Raw genomic sequence first — 25651 nt, forward strand, 5'->3', positions numbered from 1 at the left:
CCTCAGTCCAGTCGCCAGCTGATCAGCGCACCGCCCAGCGGCGAGAGGAAGAACGCCAGCCCGGCGAGGCAGCCGAGCGTCACCAGGCCCAGGCCGACGGCCAGCACCGGGGTGGGCCGCCGACGGAAGAGGCCGTTCAGGGCGGCGACCAGCACGGCCACCAGGCCGATCGGGGTCAGGCTGAGGGAGAGGAGGCCGGCCAGCTGGACGAGGCCACCGGCGGTGCCGTGCGGCCAGAGGTCCTTCGGGTCGTGTGCTCCACCGGCCACCTCGGCCAGCGGCACGGCATCGAGGTCGTTGACGTAGTAGGGCACGAGGACGCCGGCCAGGTACGGGGCCACCGCCAGCACGGCGATCGCGGCGAGCAGCGCGACCCGGCGGCCGTGCACCGGCGGGGGCGGTTGCGGGGTCCTGACGTCTTCCCCGGTGGGAACGCTCATGCGGTCGACGCTGACAGGTGCAGCTGGTCCTCACCAGGAGGAGCGCCCCGTCGCGAGTGAACAGTTCGTGCCGCCCGCCCCGGCGCGTCGGCGCGTGTCAGCGACCAGTTCTGCGCACTCGGCGAGGCGACGAGCGGTGCAGCCGCGGGCGAGAAGTCGGTTGCGCGACGTGTCAGGGTGTCGACATGTCGGCCCGTGGGCAGGTGCGGGACGCCGACGACGCGGACCTGGCCGAGCTGGCGGCGGTGGAGGCCGCGGCCGACGAGCTCTTCTGGCCGCTGGGCATCACCGGCCTCCCGGCGCCGGCGTCCGCCGCGGAACGCGCCCGCGCCTGGCGGGTGCTGGTCGCCGGCCGCCCGGTCGCCGGGTTCGCCGTCCTGGAGCTGGTGGACGGCGCCGTCCACCTCGAGCAGCTGTCGGTGCACCCGGCGCACGGTCGGCGCGGCATCGGCACCGCGCTGCTGGACGCCACCCTGGACACGGCCCGGCGCCACGGAGCCGACCGGGTCACGCTGCTCACCTACGCCGACGTCGCGTGGAACGCCCCGTTCTACGCCCGGCAGGGCTGGGTGGTGACCTCCGAGCTGACCCCCGGGCTGCAGGCGCTGCGCCGCCGGGAGACCGAGCTCGGGCTGGACCGGCACGGGCCGCGGGTCGTCATGGTCCGGCCGACCGCCTGAGGTTGCAGCCGACGGTGGGCGGGGCACAACGGGTCCATGACACCGAGCGCCGCCGACCTGCAGACCGATCGCACCTCCGGTGAGCTGGAGGTGGTGCACGCCTTCACCGAGGGGCCGATGCCGACCGGGGTCTCGGTGTCGCACACCGGCCGGGTCTTCGTGAACTTCCCGAAGTGGGGCGACGACGTGCGCGCCACGGTCGCCGAGATCCGGGACGGCGAGGTCGTCGCCTTCCCCGACGAGGCGTGGAACTCACCCTCCGGCGACGACGACCGAGGTGCCTTCGTCAGCGTGCAGAGCATCGTCGTCGACCCGGCCGACCGGCTCTGGGTGCTCGACACCGGCTCCCCGCTCTTCCAGCCCACCCAGATCGGTGGCCCGAAGCTGGTCTGCATCGACCTGGGCACCGACACCGTCGTGCAGACGATCGTCCTCCCGCGGGAGACCGCCCTGGAGACGACGTACCTCAACGACGTCCGGTTCGACCTGCGCCGGGGCGAGGCGGGGGTCGCCTACATCACCGACTCCGCCGACTCCGGCGAGAACGCGATCATCGTGGTCGACCTGGCCAGCGGTGACTCCTGGCGCCGGCTGCGCGACCACCCCTCCACCCAGGCGCAGGTGCCGCCGGAGCTGCTGCTCATGGTGGAGGGCCGGCCGTTCCTGGAGCAGCCCGAGCCCGACGCCGAGCCGCAGCCGGTGGCGATGGGCTCGGACGGGATCGCGATCTCCGCCGACGGCGCGCGGCTCTGGTACTGCCCGCTGGCCGCCCGGCACTGGTACAGCGTGGCCACCGATGCGCTGGTCGACCGCAGCCTGGACGACGACGCGGTGGCGGCGACCGTCGTCGACGAGGGCGACAAGGGCAGCGCCGGGGACGGCCTGGAGACCGACGACGCCGGCAACCTCTACGCGACCGCGGGGGAGCAGAACGCGATCCTGCGCCGCCGCCCCGACGGCACGATCGAGACCGTCGTGCACGACCCCCGGCTGCTGTGGCCGGACACCATGTCGGTGGCCGCCGACGGCCACCTCTACGTCACCGCCAACCAGCTGCACCGGCAGGCCCGCTACGCCGGCGGCGTCGACCAGCGCCGGTACCCCTACCTGCTGCTGCGCACCCCGATCGGGGCCGGTCCGGTCCGCCTCCGGTGACGGCGGTGGCCGGGGAGGGCGCTGCCCTACAGTCCCCTCCCGTGGCAGCCGCGGTGCGAGGTGGGCGATGAGTGGTCCGGCGGTGGGGGAGCGGAGCGGCTCCGGCCGCCCCCTGGGTGCGGTGACCGCCGCGCTGGAGGCCCGGTACGACCCGGCGCTCGCCGAGCCGTGGGACGCCGTCGGGCTGGTGTGCGGCGACCCCGCCGAGGTGGTCCGCTCGGTGCTGTTCGCCGTCGACCCGACGTCCGCCGTGGTGGACGAGGCGATCGAGCTGGGCGCCGACCTGGTGGTCACCCACCACCCGCTGCTGCTCACCCCGGTGCACGGCGTGCCCGCCAACGACCCGAAGGGCCGCCTGGTGCACCGGCTGGTCCGCGCCGGCATCGGGCTGTTCGTCGCGCACACCAACGCCGACCGGGCCGCCGGCCACGGCGTCAACGACGCGCTGGCCGCGGCCGTGGGGCTGGTGGGCGCGGTGCCGCTGGAGCCGGCGGCCACCCCCGGGGCCGGGCTCGGCCGGGTCGGGGTGCTCCGGGAGGCGACCAGCCTGCAGCGGTTCGCCGAGCAGGTGGCCGCCGCGCTTCCCACCACACCCGGGGGCGTGCGGGTCGTCGGGGACCCCGGCCGGCCCGTGCGCACCGTCGCCGTCTGCGGCGGCAGCGGCGGCTCCCTGCTGGCCGCGGCCACCGACGCCGGCGCCGACGTCTTCCTGACCAGCGACGTCAAGCACCACCCGGCGGTCGACGCGGCCGAGGTCCCCGGACCGGCTCTCTGCGACGTGGCGCACTACGCGTCGGAGTGGCCGTGGCTGCCGGTCGCCGCCGACCTGCTGCACCGGGACCTGGGTGGGCAGGTCCGGGTCACCGTGTCCGGCCGGCGCACCGACCCGTGGACGTTCCGCGTCGACAGCCCTCCCCGCCGCTGACGCACCAGGTCGGGCTGCCGCCGAGCGGGCCGGGCCGGGTGGTCCGGCGGCCCCCGCGGCGCGGGTAGGTTGAGCCCGTGCAGGCTGACCACTTCGACCAGCAGAAGCTGCTGGCTCTCGCTGCGGAGGACGTCGCCCTCGCGCAACTCGCCCACCGCAAGCGCACCCTTCCCGAACTCGCCGCCGTCGATGCCGCCCAGGAGGCGCAGCGGGCCCTCCTCGACGACGTCGTCCGGGCCGAGACCGAGGTGCGTGACCTCGACCGCGAGCAGAAGCGGTTGGAGGCCGACGTCGACACCGTCCGGCAGCGCGCCGCCCGCGACCAGTCGCGGATCGACTCCGGCGGGGCCACCCCCAAGGAGATCACCAGCCTCCAGCACGAGCTGGAGTCGCTGCGTCGGCGTCAGGGCGACCTGGAGGACCAGGTGCTCGAGCTGATGGAGCGCCGCGAGACCGCCGACTCCGCCCTCGCCACGGCGCAGGGCGGGCTGGCCGGGGCGCAGGCCGACCAGGAGCAGGCCGAGCAGCGGCGGGACGAGGCACTGGCGCAGATCGCCGAGGCCACCCAGCAGCACCAGGACAAGCGCGACGAGATCGCCGGCACCGTCCCCGCCGACCTGCTGAAGGTCTACGACCGGGTCGCCGCGCAGACCGGCAGCACCGGCGCCGCCGAGCTCAAGGCCCGTCGCTGCCAGGGCTGCCGGATCGAGTTCTACGGCACCGAGCTGGCCTCCTACCGCAACGCCGACCCGCACACGGTGCTCCGCTGCGAGAACTGCAACCGGGTCCTGGTCCGCACCGCCGAGTCCGGGCTGTGAGCCGCCGACTCATCGTCGAGGCGGACGGCGGGTCGCGGGGCAACCCGGGACCGGCCGGGTACGGCGCGCTGGTGAAGGACGCGGAGACCGGCCGGCTGCTCGCCGAGCGGGCCGAGTCCGTCGGGCGGGCCACCAACAACGTCGCCGAGTACGGCGGTCTGGTCGCCGGGCTGCAGGCCGTCCTCGACCTCGACCCGAGCTCGAGCGTCGAGGTCCGGATGGACTCCAAGCTGGTCGTGGAGCAGATGTCGGGCCGCTGGCAGATCAAGCACCCGGACATGAAGAAGCTCGCGGTGCAGGCCCGGGACATCGCCCGACAGCTCGGCTCGGTGCGCTACACCTGGATCCCCCGGGCGCAGAACAGCGCCGCCGACGCACTGGCCAACAGCGCGATGGACGGCAGGCCGGTGCGCCGCGACCTGGCCACCGAGCCGGTGGTGGTCGAGGACGACACCCAGCCGGCCGCCGAGCCCGCACCCGTCGTCGTCACTGTGACCCACCTGCTGCGGCACGGGCGCACCGAGCACACGCCGGAGCGTCGGTTCAGTGGCAGCAGCGACCTGCCGCTGTCCGAGCTCGGGCGCGCGGACGCCGCAGCCGCCGCCCGGCACCTGGCCGGGCGGGGCATCGACGTGATCGTCAGCTCCCCGCTGCAGCGCACCCGGCAGACCGCCGAGGCGGCCGCGGAGGTGCTCGGCGTCCCGGTCGAGGTCGACACCGACCTGCGCGAGCTGGACTTCGGCGCGTGGGAGGGTCTTACCGCGGCCGAGGCCCAGGCGAAGAGCCCGCTGGCGTTCCGGCGCTGGTCGGGTGCCACCGACGTCCGCCCGCCGGGTGGGGAGTCCATCGCCGACGTCTCCACCCGGGTGGCCCGGGCCCGGGTGCGCATCCTGGACCGGCACGCCGGGAAGACGGTGCTGCTGGTCAGCCACGTGACCCCGATCAAGCTCCTGCTGGCCGCGGGGCTCGGCGTCGGGGACGAGATCGTGCACCGGGTGTTCCTGGAGGCCGCGTCGCTGTCGACGGTCACCTGGTCGTCGGACGGCCGCACCTCGGTGCGGCTGGTCAACGACACCTCACACCTGGGCTGACCGGCACCTGGGTCGACCGCCCGGGAAGCCGCCGGTGGCCCCCGGCGTTGCACTCACTGGTACTTCAACCCGGCTTCCTGAGGAGCGCTGTGACCGCGACCGTCGCCGCCGATGACCGCACCATGTCCGCCGCCGAGTACGAGACGTGGGCGGCCGAGGTGCGCCGGCTGGCCGACGAGCGCGGCGCCGTCGTCCTGGCGCACAACTACCAGGTCCCCGAGATCCAGGACGTCGCCCACTTCACCGGCGACTCGCTGTACCTCTCCCGGGTCGCCGCCGAGACCGAAGCTCGCGAGATCGTCTTCTGCGGCGTCCACTTCATGGCCGAGACGGCGAAGATCCTGTCGCCGGACAAGACCGTCCTGCTGCCCGACCTCGCCGCCGGCTGCTCGCTGGCCGACAGCATCACCGCCGAGCAGCTGCGGGAGTGGAAGGCCGAGCACCCCGGCGCCGTCGTGGTCAGCTACGTCAACACCACCGCCGCGGTGAAGGCCGAGACCGACATCTGCTGCACGTCGTCCAACGCCGCCGACGTCGTGCGGTCGATCCCCGCCGACCAGGAGATCCTCTTCCTCCCGGACCAGTTCCTCGGCGCCCACGTCAAGCGGGTCACCGGCCGGGAGAACATCTCGATCTGGGCGGGGGAGTGCCACGTGCACGCCGGGATCAGCCCGGCCGACGTCCGGTCGCAGATCGCCGCCCACCCCGACGCGGAGATCCTGGTCCACCCCGAGTGCGGGTGCACCACCTCGGTGCTGGACCTGGTCAGCCACGGTGACCTGCCGGCCGACCGCACCCGGGTGCTGTCGACCGGGGGCATGGCCACCGCCGCCGCGGCCAGCACCGCGGGACAGGTGCTGGTGGCCACCGAGATCGGCATCCTGCACCAGCTGCGGTCGCTGAACTCGACGACCGAGTTCATCCCGATGAACGCCCGGGCCGCCTGCCGCTACATGAAGATGATCACCCCAGCGAAGCTGCTGCACACGCTGCGCACCGGCGAGGGCGCGATCGACGTCGACCCGGACACCGCGGCCCGCGCCCGGCGGGCGGTCGAGGCGATGATCGCGATCGGCGAGCCCGGCCGCGGTGGGGAGTAGCGGAACTCAGGTGCGGAGGAAGAGGTAGATCGACACCCCGATGCCGAACGCCACGATGAGCACGCGCAGCGGCGTGGTCGGGATGCGGGTCGCCACCTTCGCGCCGAGGAACCCGCCGAGCAGGGCAGCCGGCGCGCAGACGGCGACGTAGGCCCACTCCACCGGGCCCCAGATGCCGAAGACGACGACCGTCACCGAGGCGGTGACCAGCGAGATCGCGCTCTTCATCGCGTTGGCCAGCTTGAGCCGACCCAGGCCCAACCCCAGGACGCCGACCAGGATGACGCCCAGCGCGCCGCCGAAGTAGCCGCCGTAGACGGTGGCCAGGAACAGCGCCACGTACAGCCACACCGGGTCGACGTGGACGACGCCCTCCGGCTGCTTCTTGAGCCGCTTGGTGATCATCGTCTGGAAGGCCAGCAGCGTGCTGGCGAGGAAGACGAGCACGGGGACGACGGTGTCGAAGGCCTCGGTCGGCGTCGTCAGCAGCAGCACCGACCCCACCGTGCCGCCGAGCACCGCGACCACCGAGAACCGGATCATCCGGCTCCGCTGACCGCTGTACTCCTTGCGGAAGCCGAGCACCCCGCCGATGTAGCCCGGCCACTGGGCGACCGAGTTGGTCACGTTGGCCGCCACCGTCCCCAGCCCCAGGGCGACCAGCACGGGGAAGAGGATCAGCGACCCGCCGCCGGCGATCGAGTTGATGCCGCCGGCCAGGAGGGCGACCCCTGCGGCGATGAGCAGGTCGACAGCGGACACGGGCGCGGAGCCTACTGTCCGGCTCATGAGGGACCACGTGCGCGCACTGGTGATGGCCGCCGGCATGGCCGGGTCGGGCGCGGTGCACCTGGTGCGCCCGCAGACCTACGACTGGATGATCCCCCCGGAGCTGGGGCCGGCGCGGCCGTGGGTGACCGGCAGCGGGGTGGCGGAGCTGGCCACGGCTGCCCTGCTCGCCGTCCCGCGGACCCGCCGGATCGGGGGCTGGGCCGCGGTGGCCGTGCTGGTCGGCGTCCTGCCCGCGCACGCGCAGACGCTGCGGGCGTTCCGGCACCAGCCGGGCAAGCTGGCCGTCGCGGTGGCGCGGATCCCGCTCCAGGCGCCGATGCTCGGCGCCGCCCTGCGGGTCGCCCGCGGCCGCTGATCAGCGGCCGCGGACCGGGGGTGGCTCGGGGTCGGTGAGCCGCGGGCCGTCCATCAGGCTGCCGGCCTGCTTGACCCGGCGCAGCACCGTCGAGGTCTCCAGCGTGCGCACCGGCAGGGCGCCGACCCGGTCGGTGAGGAAGCGGTACAGGTGGGCGGTGTCCCGGCAGGTCACCGCGACCATCAGGTTGGCCGGGCCGGTGACGACGGCGGTGAAGCCGGTCTCCGGTGCGCGGGCCAGGGACTCACCGACGTGGGCGATGTCCTTCGGGGCGACGCCGAGCCAGAGCAGCGCGCTCACCGGGTGCCCGAGCAGCTCCGTGGCGATCTCCAGGTCGAAGTAGAGGGCACCGGCCGAACGCAGCGCCTCCACCCGCCGGGCCACCCGGCTCTCCGACCAGCCGGTGACCCCGGCGAGCTCGGCCCAGCTGAGCCGGCCGTCGGTGGCCAGCGCGGCCAGCAGCAGCTCGTCCTCCGGGTCGAGCACCACGGGGGTGGGGTCGGCCCGGGCCGAGTCGGGGCCCAGCGCGGCGATCTGCTCGGCGCTGAGCGGGTCGTCGAAGTCGGTCCACTCGTAGGCGCCGCCGACGTAGGAGTGGAGCACCGAGAAGGCGGCCAGGTCGATGACCTGGACGGTGCGCGGCAGCCGGTCCAGCAGCAGGGCGTCGCGCTGGCGGGCGGTGCGGGGCCGCGTCGAGCAGGTGATCTCCGCGCCGCCGGCGGTCAGGCTCACCCACGAGACGTCGGGACGGCGGGCCAGGGCCTCGGCGACGGCGCCCGCGGCGGCCGGCTGCACCCGCATCCGGATGTGCCAGCTGGGCTCGGTGGCCTCCGGGGTGGTCAGCCCGAGCACCCGCACCACGCCGTCGGCGCGCAGCCGCCGCCACCGGCGGGCCACGGTCTGCTCCGAGACGCCCAGGGCGGCGCTGATGCGGCTGAAGGGAGCCCGGCCGTCGACCTGCATGGCGTGCACGATCTGGCGGTCCAGGGCGTCGAGCACGGTCGCCATCCTGCACCACGGCCGCTGAGATGGAGGATCCCGTCAGCAGCGGCCGGCCGAGGCGAGCTTCGTCGTGGATCCGTTGCACAGTGTGAGCATGCGCAAGTGGCTGCCGCTGGTCGCGATCTGCACCGGCACGTTCATGCTCCTCATCGACGTCACGATCGTGAACGTCGCACTGCCCGACATGGCCACCGACCTGGACACCAGCTTCGGCCAGCTGCAGTGGGTCGTCGACGTCTACGCCCTCGCGCTGGCGGCCCTGGTGCTGGGCGCCGGGTCGCTCGCCGACCTCTACGGGCGGCGCCGGCTCTACCTGATCGGGCTGGCGCTCTTCGCCGCAGCGTCGCTGGCCTGCGGCCTGGCCCCCAGTGCTGAGCTGCTGATCGGGGCGCGGGCGGTGCAGGGCATCGGGGCGGCGGCCATGCTGGCCACCACCATCGCGCTGATCAACACCAGCTACGAGGGGCGCGACCGCGGGACCGCCTTCGGGATCTGGGGGGCCGTCGTCGGGGCGGCCGCGGCCCTGGGCCCCATCCTCGGCGGTCTGCTGACCGAGCTGGACTGGCGGTGGATCTTCTTCGTCAACCTGCCGATCAGCGTGTTCGGTGTCGTGCTGACCCTCATGGCGGTCCAGGAGTCACGCCAGCCGGGTGCGCCACGGCCCGACGTCCCGGGCATCGTGCTGTTCACCCTGGGCGCCTCGGGGATCGTCTTCGGCCTCGTGCGGGCCGCCGCCGACGGCTGGAGCGCCCCGGTCGCCTGGGGGCCGCTGGCCGCCGGTGTCCTCGTGCTGGCCGCCTGGGTGCGCGTCGAGCTCGGTCGCCGGGCCCCGATGCTCGACGTCCGGCTGTTCGCCAACCGGTCCTTCACCGGGATCATGCTCGGCGCGCTGCTGCTGAACGCCGCCGCCTTCGCCAACAGCCTCTACATCTCGCTGTGGCTGCAGTCGGTGCTCGGGCTCTCGCCGCTGCAGGCCGGGCTGGTGTTCATCCCGCTCTCGGCGATCAGCTTCGTCGTCGCCGCCGTCGCCGGGCGGTGGCTCCAGACGCTGCCCCCGCGGTTCGTGGTCGGCGGCGGGATCATCGTCATCGGTGTCGCCGCGCTGCTGATGGCGTCGGTGCAGGCGGACTCCTCGTGGCGGGTGCTCGTCCCCGGGCTGGCCGTGCTGGGCATCGGGGTCGGGGTGGCCAACCCGTCGCTGGCGTCCTCGGCCCTGGCCACGGTGCCGCGTGAGCGCAGCGGGATGGCCTCGGGTGCGGTGAACACCGCCCGGCAGCTCGGGTTCGCCCTCGGCGTGGCGGTGCTCGGCAGCGTCTTCACCGCGCAGGCGGCCGGCGTGCTCCGGGACGCCGGCGCAGCCGACCCCGCGGGTACCGCCTCCGCGCTGACCGCCGGCCAGGCCGGTCAGCTCGTCGGCTCCGCGCCCGCCGCGGACCGCGCCGGGCTCGCCGAGCTGCTGGGCAGCGCCTATGCCAGCGGGCTGCGGGAGGTCTTCTGGGTGAGTGGTGGCGCCGGCATCGTGGGCGGGCTGCTGGTGCTGTGGCTGGTGCGGGCCGCGGCGCCGAACCCGGGCGGGCCGCGGACGCCGGAGCCGGCGCCGGAGCCGGAGCCGGAGCCGGCGCGCTGAGCGGGCAGACTCCGGGGATGGCCTCCGCTCCCGCCCCGTTCCCCGACGACTGGCAGCGTGCGCTCGTCGTCGCCGCGCACCCTGACGACATCGAGTACGGCCCCGCGGCCGCGGTCGCGGTGTGGACGGCGGCGGGCAAGGAGGTGCACTACCTGCTGGCCACCCGCGGGGAGGCCGGCATCGCCGGGCTGTCCCCGGCCGAGGCCGGTCCGCTGCGCGAGGAGGAGGAGCGCCGGTCCGCCGCCGTCGTCGGCGTCTCGGAGGTGGAGTTCCTCGACCACTCCGACGGCGTGCTCGTCGCCGACCTGCAGCTTCGCCGCGACCTCGCCGGGGCCCTGCGTCGGCACCGGCCCGACCTGGTCGTGGTCATGCACGGCGGGGACACCTGGACCCCGCCGGAGGTCACCCCCGGCGCGCTGAACTCCGCGGACCACCGCGCGCTCACCCGGTCGCTGCTGGACGCCGTCGCCGACGCGGGCAACGAGTGGATCTTCCCGGACCTGGCCGAGACGCCGTGGTCGGGCGTGCAGTACGTCGCCGTGCACGCGGTCGGGTACCCGCCGCCGCACGTGGTCGACGTCAGCGCCGGTGTCAAGACCGCCGTCGCCTCCCTCGTCGAGCACCGTCGCTACCTCGAGGCGCTGTCCGACGACCCGGTCGAGGAGCAGGCCCGCCGGCAGGTCGACATGGCGACCCTGACCGAGGACGGCGGCCGGCAGGTCGGCTTCCGGCTCTACTGGGGCTGAGCCCCGCCCGAGGGCGGCCGGGGTAGGCTGCCGGCACGACGGACGAGTCGGCTGGGCGGTCGCGTCGGTGGGGGAGACCCTGCCGCCGAGGAACGTCCGGGCTCCACAGGGCAGGGTGGTCGCCAACAGCGACCCGGGGTGACCCGCGGGACAGTGCCACAGAGAACAGACCGCCAGTGCTCGCACTGGTAAGGGTGAAACGGCGGTGTAAGAGACCACCGCACACCGGGTGACCGGTGTGGCTCGGTAAACCCCACCCGGAGCAAGGTCGAAAAGGGACGGCGGTCCGCCGCCGTCCTGCGCAGGCATTCGAGGGCTGCCCGCCCGAGCCTGCGGGTGGACCGCTCGAGCCTGTCGGCAACGGCAGGCCTAGATGGATGGCCGCTCATCGGGACGCCGCGAGGCGCCCGGGGACAGAACCCGGCGTACAGGCCGACTCGTCCGTCGCCCCCTCAGCCGCCGCCTCCCTCCCGGGAGGCGTCGGCGGCATCGTCCGTCCGCTGGGCCCGCGGCTGCCCACCGGGGTGGCTCACGTGGCCGGTCTGGTGTTCCGGGTGCTCCTCCCCGCGCCTGTCGTCCCGGGTCGCGTAGAGGCTGGTCGCGGTCACCAGCGCCAGGATCCCCACGATGACCCCGAGGGACGCCAGGGTCGGGATCTCCGGCGTCTCCGGCCAGACCCCGTGCGCCCAGTGCAGGACCAGCTTGACGCCGATGAAGCCGAGGATGGCGGCCAGGCCGTACCCCAGGTGCACCAGCTTGCTGAGCGCGCCCTGCAGGACGAAGTAGAGCGCCCGCAGCCCGAGCAGGGCGAAGGCGTTGGTGGCGAACACCAGGAACGGGTCGCCGGTGATGCCGTAGACGGCCGGCACCGAGTCGACGGCGAAGACGACGTCGGTGGCCAGGACGGCGACGACCACCAGCGCGAAGGGGGTCGCCGTCCGCTTGCCCGCTTCCCGGATGAACAGCTGGGGCCCGTGGTAGGTCTCGGTCACCGGCATCAGCCGCCGGAGCAGCCTGACCGACCGCATCGAGGAGATGTCGAGCTCGTTGCCGTGCCCGGACCGCTGGTCGCGCAGCACCTTGACCGCGGTCAGCAGCAGGATCGCCCCGAACAGCAGGAAGGCCCAGCTGAGGTTCTGCAGGGCCGCCGCCCCCAGCGCGATGAAGATCCCGCGCAGCACCAGGGCACCCACGATGCCGTAGAGCAGGACCCGCTGCTGGAGCTCGACCGGCACGGCGAACGCCGACAGCAGCAGCATGAAGACGAACAGGTTGTCCACCGAGAGCGACTTCTCGACCAGGTAGCCGGTCAGGTACTCCAACCCGGTCTGGGAGCCGTACTGGAGCCAGATGAAGACGGCGAAGGCCAGCGGCAGCGCGACGTAGAAGACCGACCAGCCCACCGCCTCGCGCATGGACACCGCGTGCGGCCGGCGGGTGACCACGAAGTCGAGCACCAGCAGGGCCAGGACGGCGCCGATGGTCGCCGCCCACAGGACGGGCGTGCCGATCGTCTCCAACGTCGACGCGGGGGCCTCCGGGAGAGCGGCGAGCACGGCATCGCCGGGTGCGGTCGTCGTCATGGTCCTCCTCGCGCCACAGCCGTGGGCGCACCCACGCGCAGCGGACCCCTGCCTGGGCACCGGTTACTGGATGCGGCGGGGACCCCACTACGAGAGCCGGGATCGTCCGGCTCCTGCCCGTCGTCTCAGGCCTGTAAACCGGCTCGTGGCCCCAGGCGGCACCTGGCCGCCCGGCGTCCGCCCGATGGTCAGCGCAGCGCGTCGCCGCCGACCTCGGCGACGATCGCCCGGAACGTGGTGGTGTCGACCTCGTCGTCCACCGTGACCCGCACGATGTCGGTGATCTGCTGGCTGGACGCCGTCCGGCAGGCGCTCACCCGGGCGGCGGCGATGAGCGTCAGCTGCTGCAGCCGGGCGGTGGGCTGGGGGACCGGGGGGAGTCGCTTCTCGCGCATGGACGGACGGTAGGCAGACCGTCCAGCGGTTCTCCGCACGTTGCGGCACCGTGTCGTCTCACCGCCGTCCCGAGGGGCACACGAGGCGTCTCCGGTCCCGCAGGCACCACGTCATCGGCGGGACTCAGGCCCGGACGTCGGCCCGCTGCCGCTCGTGGACGGTCAGCCACTCCTCCAGCTCGGCAGCCGGCAGCGGCGGGGAGTGCAGGAAGCCCTGGCTCTCGTCGCAGTCCAGTGCGCGCAGGTGCAGCAGCGTCGCAGGGTCCTCGACGCCCTCGGCGACCACCCGCAGCCCGAGGTCGTGGGCCAGGGCGATGGTGCTGGAGACGATGGCGGCGGCCCGGGCGTCGGTGAGCAGGTCGGCGGTGAACGAGCGGTCGAGCTTCAGCTCGGCGACCGGCAGCTGGTGCAGGTAGGTCAGCGAGGCGTAGCCGGTGCCGAAGTCGTCGATGCTCACCGTCGTGCCCAGGTCGGCGAGCGCGCCGACGACGGCCAGGCTGCGGTCGGGATCGCTGAGCAGCACCGTCTCGGTCACCTCGAGGACCAGTGCCGAGGGGGGCAGGTCGTGGCGGCGGAGCAGGTCCGCGACCCGTTGCGGCAGCCGGGTGTCGAGCAGGTTGCTCGCCGACAGGTTCACCGAGACCCGCAGGTCGCGGCCCTGCTGCCGCCAGCGGGCGGCCTGGGCGACCGCCTGGGTGAGCACCTCGTCGGTGATCGCGCCCATCAACCCGTGCACCTCCGCCAGCGGGAGGAACTCCGCCGGTCCCAGCAGGCCGCGCACCGGGTGGGCCCAGCGCAGCAGCGCCTCCACACCGACGACCCGCCGGGTGGCGATGTCGACCTGCGGCTGGTGGTGCAGCACCAGCTCCCCGGTGACCAGCGCCCGGCGCAGCTCCTCGACCAGGGCCAGCCGCCCGCTGCTGTCGATGTGCCGGGTCCGGTCGTAGACGACCACGCTGACGTCGGAGCGCTTGGCGTCGTACATGGCGGCGTCGGCCTGTCGCAGCAGCGATGCCCGGGTGACGTTCCCGGCGTCCCCGGCGGAGGAGCCGGCGTCACGGTGGGTGACCCCGATGCTCACCGCCACGTGCAGGGTCAGCCCGCCCACCTCGAAGGGCTCGGCGAACCGGGCGTCCAGCTGGGTGCCGAGCAGCAGGGCCCGGTCGGCGGGGGACCGGGGACCGTCGGCCCGGGCGACGACGGCGAACTCGTCGCCACCCAGGCGGCCGAGCAGCTCGCCGATGCCCAGGGCCGACCGCAGCCGGTCGGCCACCAGCCGGAGCAGGTCGTCACCGGCCGCGTGGCCGAGACCGTCGTTGACCTCCTTGAACTTGTCCAGGTCCAGCAGGGCCAGCGCCACCGGCTCACCGTCTCCGCACAGCTCCTCGACCCGGCGGAGCACCGCCCGGCGGTTCGCCAGCCCGGTGAGGTCGTCGGTCAGTGCCTCGCGGCGGCTCACCTCCAGCTGGGACAGCTCCCGGACGTTGACCAGCAGCCGGATGCTGGAACCGGTGGCGGCCGCCGCAGCGCACCAGGTGGCGAGGGCGGTGGAGTGGCTGACGGCACCGGTCACCAGGATCGCGGTGGAGGCGGCGATCACGACGAACGCCCCGACGGTGGAGGCGGTCGGGTCGGTCGGCTGCGGCTCCGAGGGGGCCGGGTGCCGGAGCGCCGCCAGGACCAGACACAGCAGACCGCCCACGGGCGCCAGGGCAGGCCACCCGGTGGCCGAGCTGCCGGCGGTCGTCATGGCCACGCCGGACAGCGGCACGATGAACGCCGCGAGCACCAGCCAGGTCCGTGGGTCCCGGCCCATCGCCCCCAGGAAGACCATGGACAGCGCGGTCCCGGCGAGCACGAACAGCGCGGCGTGCTGGGCCAGCAGCGGCTGCAGCTGCCACCACGGCAGCGCGCTCACCGGGCTGTCGGCGCGGTCCAGGACGACGTCCAGCAGTGCGACCACCGCGAGCACGGCGGCCAGGCCGTTGAGCACGTCGTTCGGGTCGGCGAGGTTGGTCCGGTACCGGTTCCAGCGGACCAGACCGGCGTAGGCGAGAGGGAAGGACAGCACGGGAGCCCAGCCGGCGGGCAGGGCGGCAACCGCTGCAGGGACGTCGAACAGCTCGAGCACCCGGGACGCTGCGAACCCGAGGGCGGTGACCATGGCCGCCAGCCCCAGCCGGGTCCACAGCTCCCGTTCGGGCCCGATCCGGTGGGCGCGCCAGTTCAGTGCCGCACCGACACCGACGCACAGGGCGACCGAACCGCCCAGGGAGATGACTGCGCTCGCCAGGGAGGGCGCGCCGGGGTCGGCCAGACCGACCGCCACCGAAGCTGCCGCGGCCATCACGACGACCAGGGCCCAGCGCGGGGCTCCCGGGAGGAGTCGCGGGCGGGGGACGGCGGACATGCGGGGGTGATCGGCTCCGCGGGGCGTGGGGTGGAGGCCGACGCCGCGAGTTCACCCGTCGGGAGCAGGCCCGCCGGACCGTCGGTGACGGGTGGGGCCAGGATGACGGCGTGGACGGTTGGGCACGCGGACTCGGGGTGGCCGTGGCCGGGCTGCTGCTCAGTTGGGCCCTGCTGATCGTGCTGGCCCGGACGCTGCCGCCGGGCGCCGCCCGTGAGCTCGCCCGGTTCATCCCTGCGTGTGCCACCGCCGTCCGCCGGCTGCGCGGGCACCCCGCAGTCCCGCGGCGGGCCAAGGTGGTGCTCCTGCTCGCCGGGCTGTGGGTGCTCTCACCGATCGACCTGATCCCGGAGTTCCTGCCGGTGATCGGGCCCTTGGACGACGTCGTGGTCGTCGCGCTGGCCCTGCGCTACGCCGCCCGCCGCGTCCCCCGAGAGGTGCTGCTGGACGCCTGGCCGGGGGATCGCCGCATCATCGAGCGGCTGCTCGGCCCGGCCGTCCCGGTCCACCGGGACTGACGGTCCCGAGGCCGGTCCAGCCGGCCCCGGGACGGCACGGCTCAGCCGGTGGGGCGGGGCTGGGCCGGGTTCGTCGGGACGCCCTGCGAGGGCGGGTTGATCGTCGGGCCGGTGGTCGCCTCGGAGACCGGCGAGCCACCGGACGGTGCCGGGGCCGCCTCCGGCTGCGTGCCGTCCGGTGCGCCGCCGGAGGGCTGGGCGCCGGACTGCAGCTCGCTGAGCCGGTGGTTCATCGCGGAGACGACCTGCACGCGGTTGGCGTGCGACTTCTCGTAGGCCAGCACGGTCTGCAGGCCGTCGACGTCCAGGGTGCGGATGCGTGAGGTCAGGCTCCCCACGGGGAGGTGGTCGTAGTCGGGCAACGGGAGGCTGTCGCGCTCGGACATCCCGGCTCCTTCCTGTTGTGCTCCTCGGCCCTCCTGCAGGGTCCCGCCGCGAGCCGGCGAGTGGTGGGGGCAGGAGGGTCCTTCTGCTACCCAGGCGGCGCGGGCTGACACACCGGGTGTGAGACGGCCGGACCGGTGGGTAGGCCGCGACGACGCACGGATCGGGGCCCAGACCCGGCCCCGTCCGTACACGCCGACCACATCGAAGGAGCCCCCGTCCCATGGACGTGACCTTCCTGGAACAGGTGTTCAGCGCACCCGGCCCGTACGCCACGGTCTGCGCTGACGTCACCCACACCACCGAGAACGCCGACGCCGAGGTGGAGCTGCGGGTCCGCGCGATCTGCGAGGAGCTGGCGGCCGGCGGCGCACCCGAGGGGGTGGTCGAGTCGGTGCGCAGCCAGCTGCTGCAGGCCAACGAGGGTGGTGACATCGCCACCCTGCGCGGCCGCGCCCTGGTCGTCGCCGCCGACGGCTCGGTCGTCCTCGACGAGGCGCTGGCCGACGTACCGCGCGACCCGGTCGCCCGCTGGTCGCCCTACCCGGACCTGCTGCCGGTGCTGCGCCAGCTCGCCGGGCGGGTGCCGCACGTGGTGGTCGTCGCCGACCGCGTGGGCGCCGACGTCTCCGTGGCCACCGTCCCCGGCCGCCCCACGGACGAGGAGACCATCGAGGGCGACACCTTCCACATGCGCAAGGTCAAGGTCGGCGGCTGGGCCCACAACACCTACATGCACACCGCGGAGAACCAGTGGGAGGAGAACGTCGGCCAGGTGGCCGACCACCTCCACCAGCTGGTCCTGCAGAGCGGCGCCCGGTTCGTGCTCGTCGCCGGTGACGTCCGGGCCCGTCAGCTGCTCGCCGACAAGGCCAGCAAGGAGGTCGGCGACGTCCTGGTCTCGATGGAGGAGGGCGGCCGGGCCGCCGGGGCCGACCGGGGGCCGGTCGAGCTCCGGGCGCTGGAGCTCGTCGCCGAGCACGAGGCGCACGGGCAGGCGCAGGCGGTCGAGCAGGTCCAGGCGGCCTCCGCACACGGACTGGCCGTCACCGGCACCGCGCTGGTCGTCGAGGCGCTGCGCAAGGCCCAGGTCGAGACCCTGGTCCTCGCCGACCAGGTCGACGACGAGCAGCTCCTCGTCGGTGCCGACCCGTTGCAGATCGGGGTGGACGAGTCGGACATGACCGCACTCGGGGTCTCCGACGCCGAGCGCGTCCCGGCCGACCAGGCCCTGCTGCGCGCCGCCGTGGGCAGCGACGCGGCGGTCGTCGTGGTCCCGCGGACGGCGATGCCCGGTGACATCCCGGTGGCCGCCGTCCTGCGCTACACCGACGCATCCACCGCCAGCTGATCCCCGGAGCCCAGACCGCACCGCAGCGCTTCCGATCGTGAGGCATCGCCTCGGGGGACGTGGGTAGGGCAGCCCCATGCCCTCCATGAAGGACCCGTCCCCCGAGGCGATCGCCAACGTCACCGAGAAGAACGTCGAGACCCGGGCGCACCTGCTGCCCGAGGAGCAGTCGGTCGAGGGCGACACCGACCCCACCAACGAGGGCCTGGACCCCAAGGTCCAGGCCGCCGTCATCCTCGCCGAGTCCGAGGAGCGCACGGTGCACGCCGACCCCGACGACGCCCAGGGCGGGCACCGCCGGTCCGCCGACACCGCGGACTGACCCGGCGGCTCAGCGGCTGCGCGGCGGGGCCGTGCTCTCCCGGACGACGAGCCGGGTCGACAGCTCCAGCCGCGGGGTCTCCAAGTGCTCGCCCCGCACCAGCCGCAGCACGGTGCGGGCCGCGAGCGACCCCATCTCCGACAGCGGCTGGTGCACGGTGGTCAGCGGCGGTGAGGACCACTGGGCGCCCGGCAGGTCGTCGAAGCCGACCACGCTGACGTCCTCGGGCACCCGCAGCTCGGCGCGGCGGACGGCCTCGAAGACCCCGAAGGCCATCTGGTCGTTGGCGGCCACGATGGCGGTCGGCGGCTCGGGCAGCCGCAGCAGCGCCGTGGCCGCGCGGAAGCCGGCCTCGTGGCTGAAGTCGCCGACGACCAGCAGGTCGGGGTCGAGCCGCAGGCCGGCGGCCTCCAGTGCGGCCCGGTGCCCGTCCTGGCGGGCGCGGCTGCACAGCAGGGTGGGCGTGCCGGTCACGACGCCGATCCGCCGGTGGCCCAGCCCGATCAGGTGCTCGGTGGCGGTCAGCCCGCCGGCCCAGTTGGTGGCGCCGATGGTGGGCACGTCCAGTTCGGGGACCCCGGCCGGGTCGATCACCACGGCCGGGACGTGCAGCCGGCGCAGCTCCGCGTGCAGCGCCGGGTCGACGTCGCTGGTCACCAGGATCGCGCCGTCGCTGTTGCGGCCGGCGAGGTTGTCCAGCCACGAGCGGGTGTCGCTGGCCCGCCGGTGGATCGCGGTGACGACGGTGCCCACGCCCTCGGCGTGGGCGGCGTCCTCGACGCCGCGGATGATCTCCACCGCCCAGGGGCTGTCGAGGTCGTTGAAGACGAGGTCGATCAGCCGGGCAGCGCTGGTGGGCCGGCCCCCGCGACGCCGGTAGCCGTGGTCGCGCAGCAGCCGCTCGACCCGCTCCCGGGTGTGGGGCGCGACGTCGGACCGGCCGTTGAGCACGCGTGAGACCGTCGGCACCGACACCCCCGCCTCGGCCGCGATGGCCGCGATGGTGACCGTGCGGGTCTCGGACACGTGCCCCTCCTCGTCGTCGGAGGACTCACCCTACGGCGCTGCGGCGCGCCCACCGGAGCCGACCGGGACACGCCGAGGAGCGGTTGTCACGGCACCTGTTCGTTCGTAACGTGCGCGCAGCAGTTCCGGAAGTTCCCGGTATGGCAATGACGCCGACGAGAGGTTGCGCCATGCGGTCCCAGCAGTCCCTGTCCCGAACGTTCGTCCGGTACGCGGTGGGGGTGGGCATGCTGCCCGTCCTCCTCGGCGCCACCCTCGCCCCGGCGGCCGCCGGGGAACGTGGTCGAGCTCCTGACCAGGCCGCGGAGCAGCGCGTCCACAAGGCAGTCGAGCAGCGCGTCCACAAGGCCCTCGACCGGTACGGCCTGCGCGACGTGGCGCCGGCCGACCTGGAGATCGGCACCGCCGTCGCCGGGGGCGGGCACCACCTCGAGCAGGACTACCCCGACCCGTTCACCTACGACGAGGAGTACCGCGAGGCGCTGGCCCGCGAGTTCAGCTCCCTGTCGCCGGAGAACCAGATGAAGTGGGAGTTCATCCACCCGGAGCAGGGGGAGTACGACTTCGCGCCCATGGACGCGATCGTCGAGTTCGCCCAGGAGCACGGGCAGGAGGTGCGCGGCCACACCCTGCTGTGGCACAGCCAGAACCCGGCGTGGCTGCAGGAGGGCGAGTTCACCCCCGAGGAACTGCGCGCGATCCTCAAGGACCACATCCAGACCGTGGTCGGCCGCTACGCGGGCAAGATCCAGCAGTGGGACGTCGCCAACGAGATCTTCACCGACGGGGCGAACCCGACCCTCCGGCCGGAGAACATCTGGATCAGCGAGCTGGGGCCCGGCATCATCGCCGACGCCTTCCGCTGGGCGCACGAGGCCGACCCGACGGCGGAGCTGTTCCTCAACGACTACGCGGTCGACGACATCGGGCCGAAGAGCGACGCCTACTACGCCCTGTCCCAGGAGCTCCTCGCCCAGGGCGTGCCGCTGCACGGGTTCGCCACCCAGGCGCACCTGAGCTTCGAGTACCCGTTCCCGTCGACCCTGGAGCAGAACCTGCAGCGCTTCGACGACCTCGGGCTGGAGACCGCGATCACCGAGCTCGACGTCCGCATGCCGATCGGGGAGAGCGGTCGGCCCACGAGTGAGCAGCTGGCCCAGCAGGCCGACTGGTACCGCTGGGCGCTGGAGGCCTGCCTCGGCGTCGAGGACTGCAACTCCTTCACCATCTGGGGCTTCAACGACAAGTACTCCTGGGTGCCGGTCTTCTTCGAGGGCACCGGGGCGGCCAACGTGATGTTCGAGGACTACACCCGCAAGCCCGCCTACTGGGCGCTCGCCGTGACCCTCGCCAAGGCCCGCTGGCTGGGCATCCGGTGACGGCCGGGACCGTCTGAACCCGGTGGGGAGCCCGGTGACTGGCCGGGCTCCCCGCCGGGTAGCCGTTCGGCGTCAACCGTCCCGACGACCGAGGAGAACGGCCGTGCCGAAGACCACGAAGAGCGGCGACGCGAAGCAGAGCGAGATCCCCAGCACCCTGCAGCGCTCGGACGAGAAGGCGCAGCGGACCTTCGCCAAGGCGCACGACTCCGCCGCCGAGTCCTACGACGACGAGCAGCGGGCCAACCAGGTGGCCTGGAGCGCGGTGAAGCACACGCACGAGAAGGTGGGCGACCACTGGGAGCCGAAGGACCACAAGGGGCCGAGTGACCCCCAGGCCGAGGGCGGCCGGGACACCGACCGGGAGACCAAGGGCGGCGTGGACGCGAACGCCTCCAAGTCCCACCTCTACGACGTCGCCAAGGAGCTGGACGTGGAGGGCCGGTCGACGATGGACAAGGGTGAACTGGTCGACGCCATCCAGAAGGCCAACGACCAGAAGACCGCCGAGGCGCGCGAGAAGTGACCCGGCGAGACTGACCGGGTGCAGAGGGAGGACATCAGGGCCCGCTACGAGCGGGCCAGCCAGTGGCCGCTGATCGTCATCGCGGTGCTGTTCGTCGTCGCCTACGCCTGGCGGGTGCTGCAACCGGACGTCCCCGGGTGGGCGCGGACGGCTCTGCTGGTGGTGACCGTCGCGGTCTGGCCGGTGTTCCTGGTCGACTACGTGGTGCGGCTGGTGCTGGCCGAACGCCGGTGGCACTTCGTCCGGCGAAACTGGGTCGACGGCCTGGCCGTGCTGCTGCCGCTGCTCCGCCCGCTGCGGATCATCAGCCTCGTCCGGGTCGCCCGGGTGCTCGACCGCAGGCTCACCGTCTCGCTGCACGGCCGGGTCGCCTACTACGTCACCTCGATCTCGGCCCTCGTCGTCTTCATGGCCTCGCTGGCCGTCTACGACGCGGAACGGGACGCCCCCGACGCGGTCATCACCAGCTACGGCGACGCGGTCTGGTGGGGGCTGACCACGATCACCACCGTGGGCTACGGCGACGAGTACCCGGTCACCTCGGAGGGGCGGGTGGTGGCGGCCCTGCTGATGGTCGGTGGCATCGCCCTGCTCGGCGTCGTGACGGCGGCGGTCGCCTCCTGGTTCGTCGGCCGGGTCGCCGATGCCGCGCAGGCCAAGGACGACGCCGACGAGGCCGCACTGCGCGCGCAGCTGGCCGACCTGACCGACGAGGTCCGCCGGCTGCGCGCGGACCTGGGCGGGCAGCCGGCCGGCGAGCTCAGGCCGACGGGATCAGGATCAGCGCCGTCTGGCGCTGGTCCAGGTACTCCACCCCGGCAGCAGTGAGCGCGATGCCCTGCTCCAGGGCCATCCGCACCAGCTGACCGCCCCACTCCGCGACCGGCACCCGCACGCAGAGCTCGAGGGCGTAGACGGTGTCCGGGTGCACCGGTGCCGAGCCGGCGCCGGGGACGCCGTCCTGCTGGTCCCACATCCCGATCGCCGGGCCGGCCCCGTGCCCGTGCACCCCGACCGGGTGGGAGTAGACGTCGCCGTCGATGCCCGCCGCGGCCGCCGCGGAGCGGGCAGCGGCGAGCACCTCGTCCCCGGTCCGGCCCGGCTGCAGCGCCGCGGTCGTGAGGTCCTGCATGCGGTTGCCGACGGCCAGTGCGGCGACCAGCCCGGCCGGGGCGGTGTCCTCCCCGGGGCGGAGCACGTAGCCGTTGCGCTGGGTGTCGGTCATCAGGCCCAGGCTGGAGAGGCCGACGTCGCAGTGCACCAGGTCGCCGGGCTCGATGACCGCGTCGTAGGCGACGCCGGGCAGCACCGTGCCGCGCTCGTCGGTGAGCGGGCTGCCGGCCCGCTGCAGCCCCACCGTCGGCTGGAACCAGGCGTCCACCCCCAGGTCGGCGAAGCGCTGCCGGATCCACCAGGCGACGTCGAGCGCCGTCGTCTCGCCCACGGTGATCACGGCCGGCGAGAACGCCTCGGCGATGACCTCGTGGGCCAGTCGGTTCAGCGCGTGCAGTGCGGCGATCTCCTCCGGCAGCCGGGTCTCCAGCCAGCCGACGGCGAGCTCCTCGGCCGACACCAGCTTCTCCGCGTGCGGGCCGAGCGCCCGCACCAGCAGGTCGTGCTCGGTGTGCGCCAGGCCGTCGGCGTGGGCGAAGGTGGCCGAGACGTCGACCCCGATGGTGCGCGGCGCGGCCTGGTCGACGAAGCGGCGGACGGCGGCCCACTGCGACTCCTCCGCCGTCAGCCCCGGCTGCTCGTCGGCGTCCCAGGAGCCGAGGAACTGACCGACCGGGTACCGGGAGACCGCCGCGGCCGTGACGCCGTCGTCGCTGCGGTGGAACAGCAGGATCGTCCGCCGGCGGGCCGACAGCCAGGTCGCCGGCAGCAGGGTCGGCAGCACCGGGTCCTCGTTGTACTCGCGGCCGATGACCACCCACAGGTCGATCCCCGCCCGGTCCATCAGCCCGGGCAGCACGTCGAGCAGGCGCTGGGTCAGCCAGCGGTCCTGGACGTCGGCCTGCTCGCGCAGGGGCAGCGGCACGGTGCGGGTGGGGTCGGGGGCCACCCGTTCGGCGGTCGCGGTCATGCAGGCAGGAAAGCAGACCGCCGTCCGCACCGCCCGGGGACGTCGCCGGTGCCGCGTCCGGGTCAGGCCGTCGTGCCGCCGGCCGGACTCCGCCGCGAGCCGCCGGTCACCTGGGGCACGAGCGTGCCGCCGGCCACGACCACCCGGTCCCGTCCGGCCTGCTTGGCCTCGTACATGGCCGCGTCGGCCCGGTCGACCAGCCGCCACAGCGCGTCGGTGGGGTCCTCGCCGTCGACCGGCCCGGCCAGCGCGACCCCGATCGAGGCGGTCACCTCCCGCTGCTGCGCGCGTCCGCTGTCCACGACGGCCAGCCGGAGCCGCTGGGCCAGCCGCCAGGCCTCGTCGGGGTCGGACACCAGCCCGAGGACGACGAGCTCCTCACCGCCGGTGCGCGCCAGCACGTCGGCGGGGCGCACGCTGGCGGCCAGTGCACGGGACACCGAGCGGAGCACGGCGTCCCCGACCGCGTGGCCGTAGGTGTCGTTGAGCCGCTTGAAGTGGTCCAGGTCCAGCACCAGGGCCGCCACCCGCTGGCCGTCGCGCCGGGCCTGCCGCCAGATCCGCGGTGCCTGCTCGACCAGGGACCGCCGGTTCGCCAGGCCGGTCAGCGGGTCGGTCGAGGAGAGCGCCTGGGTCGCCGCCAGCAGCCGCTCCACCCGTCGGCGCAGCACGAAGACCCCGACCGTGGCGGCGTTGAGCAACCCGGCGCTGGCGGCCACGGCGACGACGAGCGCCGCGGTGCCCGGATAGCTGTCGGCCAGGGCCGTCCAGCAGGCCACGACGACGGCGACCATGTGCACCGCCAGCGCCCGGGCGCGCAGGAACCAGGCGGCGACGAGACAGGTGAACAGCAGCATCAGGGGAGGGGCGTAGCGCAGCGGGTCGCCGGTCGCCCAGGCGAGCACCACGTAGACCAGGTCCCCGAACAGCACGAGGGCGACGGTCACCGCCGCGCTGGCCCGTCGACGCACCCCGAGCGCGGCGGCGATCAGCAGGCAGGCGGCCAGCGTGACGGCGTAGACGGGACGGCCGGCGCCGTCCCGCACGGCGCCGTCGACGAACAGGTTGATCGAGCCCAGGACCGTGAGCACCCCGAGCAACGCCGCCAGGGCCCAGGCGACCAGGCCGTTCTCCGGGCCCCGTCCCGCGCGCAGGGGATCGCGCGCCGGGTGGGTGGACTCCCCGCCGCAGCGCGTACCGGGCGTGTGGGCCCCCGCCATGGGCAGCAGCATGCCGCAGGAGCGCGCTCAGCAGAACCGGCTGGAGCGTGCCATTTCCGGAACCCGTTCTGTTGTCGGAGGCAACCGTCGGTCGGCGGCGGGGACGACCGTCGGGTGCGAGGCTGGGCACCCCAGTCGGACACCACCGGCCGGATGACCACGAGAGGAGCTGGCGATGGCGGAGGGACCGTGGTTCTACTGCTTGAAGCACCACGCCGTCGAGACGCGGGACGGCTGTGCCGAGCGGCACCGCCTGGGTCCGTACGACACCCGCGCGGAGGCCCAGGACGCCCTGGAGAAGGTCGCCGAGCGGAACGAGGCAGCCGACGCCGCCGACCGCGCCTGGGAGGAGGGGCGGGAGTAGCCGACCCGCTCGGCCGTCCACGGCCGCTCGGGGCATGATCGTCGGCAGGTGCGTCCGTGAGGGCGCCCGGACGACAGGAGGAGCCGTGACGGACGGACGCGCGATGGAGGACCTCGTGGTCGGCGTGCTCGGAGGCACCGGGCCGCAGGGCCGGGGTCTGGCGGTGCGGTTGGCCGCAGCCGGGCAGCGCGTGCTGCTGGGTTCCCGGGACGCCGAACGCGCCGAGGAGGTCGCCGGTGAGGTGGCCACCCGGGCCGATGCGGCCGCCGGCGGCGTCGGGGTGTCGGTCCGCGGTGGGTCCAACGCCGACGTCGCGGGGGCGGCGGACCTGGTGATCGTCGCGGTCCCGTACGCCGGTCACGCCGACACCCTCGCCGAGCTGGCGACCCCGCTGGCCGGCAAGGTCGTCGTCGACTGCGTCGTCCCGATGGGCTGGGACGAGCTCGGGGCCTACGTGCTGGACGTGGCCGAGGGCAGCGTGTGCCAGCAGGCCGCCGCGCTGCTGCCGGACAGCTCCGTCGTCGGCGCCTTCCACCACCTCTCGGCGGTCACGCTGGAGGACCTCTCCCAGCCGACGCTGGAGGGCGACGTCATGGTGGTCGGCGACGTCCGGGAGGCCACCGACCTGGTGCAGGCCCTCGCCGGGCGGCTGCCCGGCATGCGCGGGGTCTACGCCGGCCGGCTGCGCAACGCCCGCCAGGTCGAGGCGCTCACGATCAACCTGGTCTCGGTCAACCGCCGCTACAAGGCCCACGCCGGCGTCCGCATCACCGACGTCTGAGGCAGGTCCCCGCACGGCCGAGGGTGATGTGCAGCGAGGGTGCGTTCCCGGCTGGGAACGCACCCTCGCTGCACATCACCGACGCTCCTGTGGCGGAGGAGCTCGGCCAGCAGCGGGTCCCGGTAGCCGCCATCGACCACCAGGCGGCGTGGAACCCTGGCCGAGGCTGGGAGCCGGTTCCCAGCGCGGCTGGTGAGGAGGCCCGATGAGATCGGTTCGACGCGTCGTGGGCGCGCTGGCATCGGTCGCCCTGCTGACCGCGTGCTCATCGGACGAGGGGCGCGGGCCGCGGCCGATCGTCGGGTGGTCTGCCGCCGACGACGTGCTGCACCTGTGGCTGGACACCTGCAACGGCGACCCGGAGTTCGAGGTGGTCCACGCCGAGGACGCCGTGACCGTCACCGTCATCTCGACGAAGCGCGACCCGGGCGACGCGTGCCAGGACACGGTGACCGTGACCCTCGATGAGGCGCTGGGTGACCGCACGGTCGTCGACGGGGCCACCGGGCGCGAGGCGCCTCCGATGGAGGGCTGACCCCTCGTCGGCCCCGGCGAGCGGGCCGACGACGACCTCGGGC

Annotated in this window: 28 protein-coding genes and 1 other RNA gene; 19 read left to right on the forward strand and 10 right to left on the reverse strand. The window is 74.1% G+C overall.

The window, feature by feature from the left end; translation table 11 throughout:
• Window positions 1–2: 2 nt before the first annotated feature.
• Window positions 3–440, reverse strand: a complete 438-nt coding sequence (locus tag O2V61_RS07175; protein WP_269182614.1) for a hypothetical protein — start codon at window positions 438–440, stop codon at window positions 3–5.
• 185 nt (window positions 441–625) lie between these two features.
• On the opposite strand from O2V61_RS07175, the gene O2V61_RS07180 reads away from it, so the two are divergent.
• The 6 genes from O2V61_RS07180 (at window position 626) to nadA (ending at window position 6209) form a co-directional block, all read left to right on the forward strand.
• Entirely contained in the window at window positions 626–1120 is a 495-nt protein-coding gene (locus tag O2V61_RS07180; RefSeq protein WP_269182615.1) for a GNAT family N-acetyltransferase, read from the forward strand.
• Window positions 1121–1156: 36 nt separating this feature from the next.
• Window positions 1157–2275 carry an L-dopachrome tautomerase-related protein gene (locus tag O2V61_RS07185; protein WP_269182616.1) on the forward strand — a complete coding sequence of 373 codons (1119 nt, stop codon included), beginning with the start codon at window positions 1157–1159 and terminating at the stop codon, window positions 2273–2275.
• 67 nt (window positions 2276–2342) lie between these two features.
• Window positions 2343–3200 (forward strand): Nif3-like dinuclear metal center hexameric protein, encoded by an 858-nt coding sequence (locus O2V61_RS07190; protein ID WP_269182617.1) that lies wholly within the window; start codon window positions 2343–2345, stop codon window positions 3198–3200.
• A 77-nt stretch (window positions 3201–3277) separates the two neighbouring features.
• Entirely contained in the window at window positions 3278–4018 is a 741-nt protein-coding gene (locus O2V61_RS07195) for a zinc ribbon domain-containing protein (protein WP_269182618.1), read from the forward strand.
• On the forward strand, window positions 4015–5109 hold the full coding sequence (locus tag O2V61_RS07200; protein WP_269182619.1) for a bifunctional RNase H/acid phosphatase: 1095 nt from the start codon (window positions 4015–4017) through the stop codon (window positions 5107–5109). Before O2V61_RS07195 ends, O2V61_RS07200 begins: the two co-directional genes overlap by 4 nt.
• 89 nt (window positions 5110–5198) lie before the next feature.
• Window positions 5199–6209, forward strand: a complete 1011-nt coding sequence (gene nadA / locus O2V61_RS07205) for a quinolinate synthase NadA (protein WP_269182620.1) — start codon at window positions 5199–5201, stop codon at window positions 6207–6209.
• 6 nt (window positions 6210–6215) lie between these two features.
• Here the strand turns inward: nadA and O2V61_RS07210 are convergent, their stop codons facing one another.
• Entirely contained in the window at window positions 6216–6971 is a 756-nt protein-coding gene (locus O2V61_RS07210; protein WP_269182621.1) for a sulfite exporter TauE/SafE family protein, read from the reverse strand.
• Between the two features lie 25 nt (window positions 6972–6996).
• On the opposite strand from O2V61_RS07210, the gene O2V61_RS07215 reads away from it, so the two are divergent.
• Window positions 6997–7356, forward strand: coding sequence for a DoxX family protein (locus O2V61_RS07215; RefSeq protein WP_269182622.1), 360 nt, complete (start codon window positions 6997–6999; stop codon window positions 7354–7356).
• Here the strand turns inward: O2V61_RS07215 and O2V61_RS07220 are convergent, their stop codons facing one another.
• Complete coding sequence (locus O2V61_RS07220; RefSeq protein ID WP_269182623.1) at window positions 7357–8364, reverse strand: Lrp/AsnC family transcriptional regulator; 1008 nt, start codon at window positions 8362–8364, stop codon at window positions 7357–7359. It lies immediately after the preceding gene.
• Window positions 8365–8452: 88 nt separating this feature from the next.
• Here O2V61_RS07220 and O2V61_RS07225 point away from each other — a divergent pair, with 88 nt between their 5' ends.
• From O2V61_RS07225 to rnpB, 3 genes are all read left to right on the forward strand, one after another.
• A complete protein-coding gene (locus O2V61_RS07225) occupies window positions 8453–9985 on the forward strand; it encodes an MFS transporter (protein WP_269182624.1) in 1533 nt (510 codons plus the stop codon).
• A gap of 17 nt (window positions 9986–10002) precedes the next feature.
• Window positions 10003–10731 (forward strand): PIG-L deacetylase family protein, encoded by a 729-nt coding sequence (locus tag O2V61_RS07230; protein ID WP_269182625.1) that lies wholly within the window; start codon window positions 10003–10005, stop codon window positions 10729–10731.
• A gap of 43 nt (window positions 10732–10774) precedes the next feature.
• Window positions 10775–11175: RNase P RNA component class A (rnpB, locus tag O2V61_RS07235), an RNA gene on the forward strand.
• Between the two features lie 8 nt (window positions 11176–11183).
• Here the strand turns inward: rnpB and O2V61_RS07240 are convergent.
• The 3 genes from O2V61_RS07240 to O2V61_RS07250 form a co-directional block, all read right to left on the reverse strand.
• Window positions 11184–12314 (reverse strand): TerC family protein, encoded by a 1131-nt coding sequence (locus O2V61_RS07240; protein ID WP_269182626.1) that lies wholly within the window; start codon window positions 12312–12314, stop codon window positions 11184–11186.
• Window positions 12315–12502: 188 nt separating this feature from the next.
• Window positions 12503–12709 carry a hypothetical protein gene (locus O2V61_RS07245; RefSeq protein WP_269182627.1) on the reverse strand — a complete coding sequence of 69 codons (207 nt, stop codon included), beginning with the start codon at window positions 12707–12709 and terminating at the stop codon, window positions 12503–12505.
• A gap of 124 nt (window positions 12710–12833) precedes the next feature.
• Entirely contained in the window at window positions 12834–15119 is a 2286-nt protein-coding gene (locus O2V61_RS07250) for a putative bifunctional diguanylate cyclase/phosphodiesterase (protein ID WP_269182628.1), read from the reverse strand.
• Between the two features lie 110 nt (window positions 15120–15229).
• On the opposite strand from O2V61_RS07250, the gene O2V61_RS07255 reads away from it, so the two are divergent.
• On the forward strand, window positions 15230–15637 hold the full coding sequence (locus O2V61_RS07255; protein WP_269182629.1) for a YkvA family protein: 408 nt from the start codon (window positions 15230–15232) through the stop codon (window positions 15635–15637).
• A gap of 41 nt (window positions 15638–15678) precedes the next feature.
• Here the strand turns inward: O2V61_RS07255 and O2V61_RS07260 are convergent, their stop codons facing one another.
• Window positions 15679–16023, reverse strand: a complete 345-nt coding sequence (locus tag O2V61_RS07260) for a hypothetical protein (protein WP_269182630.1) — start codon at window positions 16021–16023, stop codon at window positions 15679–15681.
• Window positions 16024–16244: 221 nt separating this feature from the next.
• On the opposite strand from O2V61_RS07260, the gene O2V61_RS07265 reads away from it, so the two are divergent.
• Complete coding sequence (locus tag O2V61_RS07265; RefSeq protein WP_269182631.1) at window positions 16245–17372, forward strand: baeRF2 domain-containing protein; 1128 nt, start codon at window positions 16245–16247, stop codon at window positions 17370–17372.
• 85 nt (window positions 17373–17457) lie between these two features.
• Entirely contained in the window at window positions 17458–17694 is a 237-nt protein-coding gene (locus tag O2V61_RS07270) for a hypothetical protein (protein WP_269182632.1), read from the forward strand.
• Window positions 17695–17703: 9 nt separating this feature from the next.
• Here the strand turns inward: O2V61_RS07270 and O2V61_RS07275 are convergent, their stop codons facing one another.
• Window positions 17704–18720 carry a LacI family DNA-binding transcriptional regulator gene (locus tag O2V61_RS07275; protein WP_269182633.1) on the reverse strand — a complete coding sequence of 339 codons (1017 nt, stop codon included), beginning with the start codon at window positions 18718–18720 and terminating at the stop codon, window positions 17704–17706.
• Between the two features lie 170 nt (window positions 18721–18890).
• Between O2V61_RS07275 and O2V61_RS07280 the strand changes: the two genes are divergently transcribed.
• From O2V61_RS07280 to O2V61_RS07290, 3 genes are all read left to right on the forward strand, one after another.
• Entirely contained in the window at window positions 18891–20099 is a 1209-nt protein-coding gene (locus tag O2V61_RS07280; RefSeq protein WP_269182634.1) for an endo-1,4-beta-xylanase, read from the forward strand.
• A gap of 103 nt (window positions 20100–20202) precedes the next feature.
• Window positions 20203–20625 (forward strand): ChaB family protein, encoded by a 423-nt coding sequence (locus O2V61_RS07285; RefSeq protein ID WP_269182635.1) that lies wholly within the window; start codon window positions 20203–20205, stop codon window positions 20623–20625.
• 18 nt (window positions 20626–20643) lie between these two features.
• Window positions 20644–21453: a potassium channel family protein gene (locus O2V61_RS07290; RefSeq protein ID WP_269182636.1), complete on the forward strand. Its 810-nt coding sequence runs from the start codon at window positions 20644–20646 to the stop codon at window positions 21451–21453.
• On the opposite strand, the gene O2V61_RS07295 is transcribed toward O2V61_RS07290, so the two are convergent.
• Together O2V61_RS07295 and O2V61_RS07300 are read right to left on the reverse strand one after the other, a co-directional pair.
• A complete protein-coding gene (locus tag O2V61_RS07295) occupies window positions 21386–22708 on the reverse strand; it encodes a M24 family metallopeptidase (RefSeq protein WP_269182637.1) in 1323 nt (440 codons plus the stop codon). The genes O2V61_RS07290 and O2V61_RS07295 overlap by 68 nt on opposite strands.
• 62 nt (window positions 22709–22770) lie before the next feature.
• Window positions 22771–23928: a GGDEF domain-containing protein gene (locus O2V61_RS07300; RefSeq protein WP_269182638.1), complete on the reverse strand. Its 1158-nt coding sequence runs from the start codon at window positions 23926–23928 to the stop codon at window positions 22771–22773.
• 175 nt (window positions 23929–24103) lie between these two features.
• Here O2V61_RS07300 and O2V61_RS07305 point away from each other — a divergent pair, with 175 nt between their 5' ends.
• From O2V61_RS07305 to O2V61_RS07315, 3 genes are all read left to right on the forward strand, one after another.
• Window positions 24104–24292, forward strand: coding sequence for a hypothetical protein (locus O2V61_RS07305; RefSeq protein WP_269182639.1), 189 nt, complete (start codon window positions 24104–24106; stop codon window positions 24290–24292).
• An 85-nt stretch (window positions 24293–24377) separates the two neighbouring features.
• Entirely contained in the window at window positions 24378–25073 is a 696-nt protein-coding gene (gene npdG, locus O2V61_RS07310; RefSeq protein ID WP_166757704.1) for an NADPH-dependent F420 reductase, read from the forward strand.
• 205 nt (window positions 25074–25278) lie between these two features.
• Entirely contained in the window at window positions 25279–25608 is a 330-nt protein-coding gene (locus tag O2V61_RS07315) for a hypothetical protein (protein WP_269182640.1), read from the forward strand.
• The last annotated feature ends 43 nt before the right edge of the window (window positions 25609–25651 follow it).

It is taken from the genome of Modestobacter sp. VKM Ac-2985 (assembly GCF_026967925.1).
In the GTDB taxonomy this organism is placed as follows: Bacteria; Actinomycetota; Actinomycetes; order Mycobacteriales; family Geodermatophilaceae; genus Modestobacter.

Coding starts and splice junctions, on each gene's coding strand:
- O2V61_RS07250 (WP_269182628.1), bottom strand. CDS start 15,119: ATGTCCGCCGTCCCCCGCCCGCGACTCCTCCCGGGAGCCCCGCGCTGG.
- O2V61_RS07295 (WP_269182637.1), bottom strand. CDS start 22,708: ATGACCGCGACCGCCGAACGGGTGGCCCCCGACCCCACCCGCACCGTG.
- O2V61_RS07265 (WP_269182631.1), top strand. CDS start 16,245: ATGGACGTGACCTTCCTGGAACAGGTGTTCAGCGCACCCGGCCCGTAC.
- O2V61_RS07300 (WP_269182638.1), bottom strand. CDS start 23,928: ATGGCGGGGGCCCACACGCCCGGTACGCGCTGCGGCGGGGAGTCCACC.
- O2V61_RS07305 (WP_269182639.1), top strand. CDS start 24,104: ATGGCGGAGGGACCGTGGTTCTACTGCTTGAAGCACCACGCCGTCGAG.
- O2V61_RS07225 (WP_269182624.1), top strand. CDS start 8,453: ATGCGCAAGTGGCTGCCGCTGGTCGCGATCTGCACCGGCACGTTCATG.
- O2V61_RS07190 (WP_269182617.1), top strand. CDS start 2,343: ATGAGTGGTCCGGCGGTGGGGGAGCGGAGCGGCTCCGGCCGCCCCCTG.
- O2V61_RS07230 (WP_269182625.1), top strand. CDS start 10,003: ATGGCCTCCGCTCCCGCCCCGTTCCCCGACGACTGGCAGCGTGCGCTC.
- O2V61_RS07280 (WP_269182634.1), top strand. CDS start 18,891: ATGCGGTCCCAGCAGTCCCTGTCCCGAACGTTCGTCCGGTACGCGGTG.
- O2V61_RS07215 (WP_269182622.1), top strand. CDS start 6,997: ATGAGGGACCACGTGCGCGCACTGGTGATGGCCGCCGGCATGGCCGGG.
- O2V61_RS07220 (WP_269182623.1), bottom strand. CDS start 8,364: ATGGCGACCGTGCTCGACGCCCTGGACCGCCAGATCGTGCACGCCATG.
- O2V61_RS07260 (WP_269182630.1), bottom strand. CDS start 16,023: ATGTCCGAGCGCGACAGCCTCCCGTTGCCCGACTACGACCACCTCCCC.
- O2V61_RS07245 (WP_269182627.1), bottom strand. CDS start 12,709: ATGCGCGAGAAGCGACTCCCCCCGGTCCCCCAGCCCACCGCCCGGCTG.
- O2V61_RS07185 (WP_269182616.1), top strand. CDS start 1,157: ATGACACCGAGCGCCGCCGACCTGCAGACCGATCGCACCTCCGGTGAG.
- O2V61_RS07240 (WP_269182626.1), bottom strand. CDS start 12,314: ATGACGACGACCGCACCCGGCGATGCCGTGCTCGCCGCTCTCCCGGAG.
- O2V61_RS07315 (WP_269182640.1), top strand. CDS start 25,279: ATGAGATCGGTTCGACGCGTCGTGGGCGCGCTGGCATCGGTCGCCCTG.
- O2V61_RS07175 (WP_269182614.1), bottom strand. CDS start 440: ATGAGCGTTCCCACCGGGGAAGACGTCAGGACCCCGCAACCGCCCCCG.
- O2V61_RS07270 (WP_269182632.1), top strand. CDS start 17,458: ATGAAGGACCCGTCCCCCGAGGCGATCGCCAACGTCACCGAGAAGAAC.
- O2V61_RS07180 (WP_269182615.1), top strand. CDS start 626: ATGTCGGCCCGTGGGCAGGTGCGGGACGCCGACGACGCGGACCTGGCC.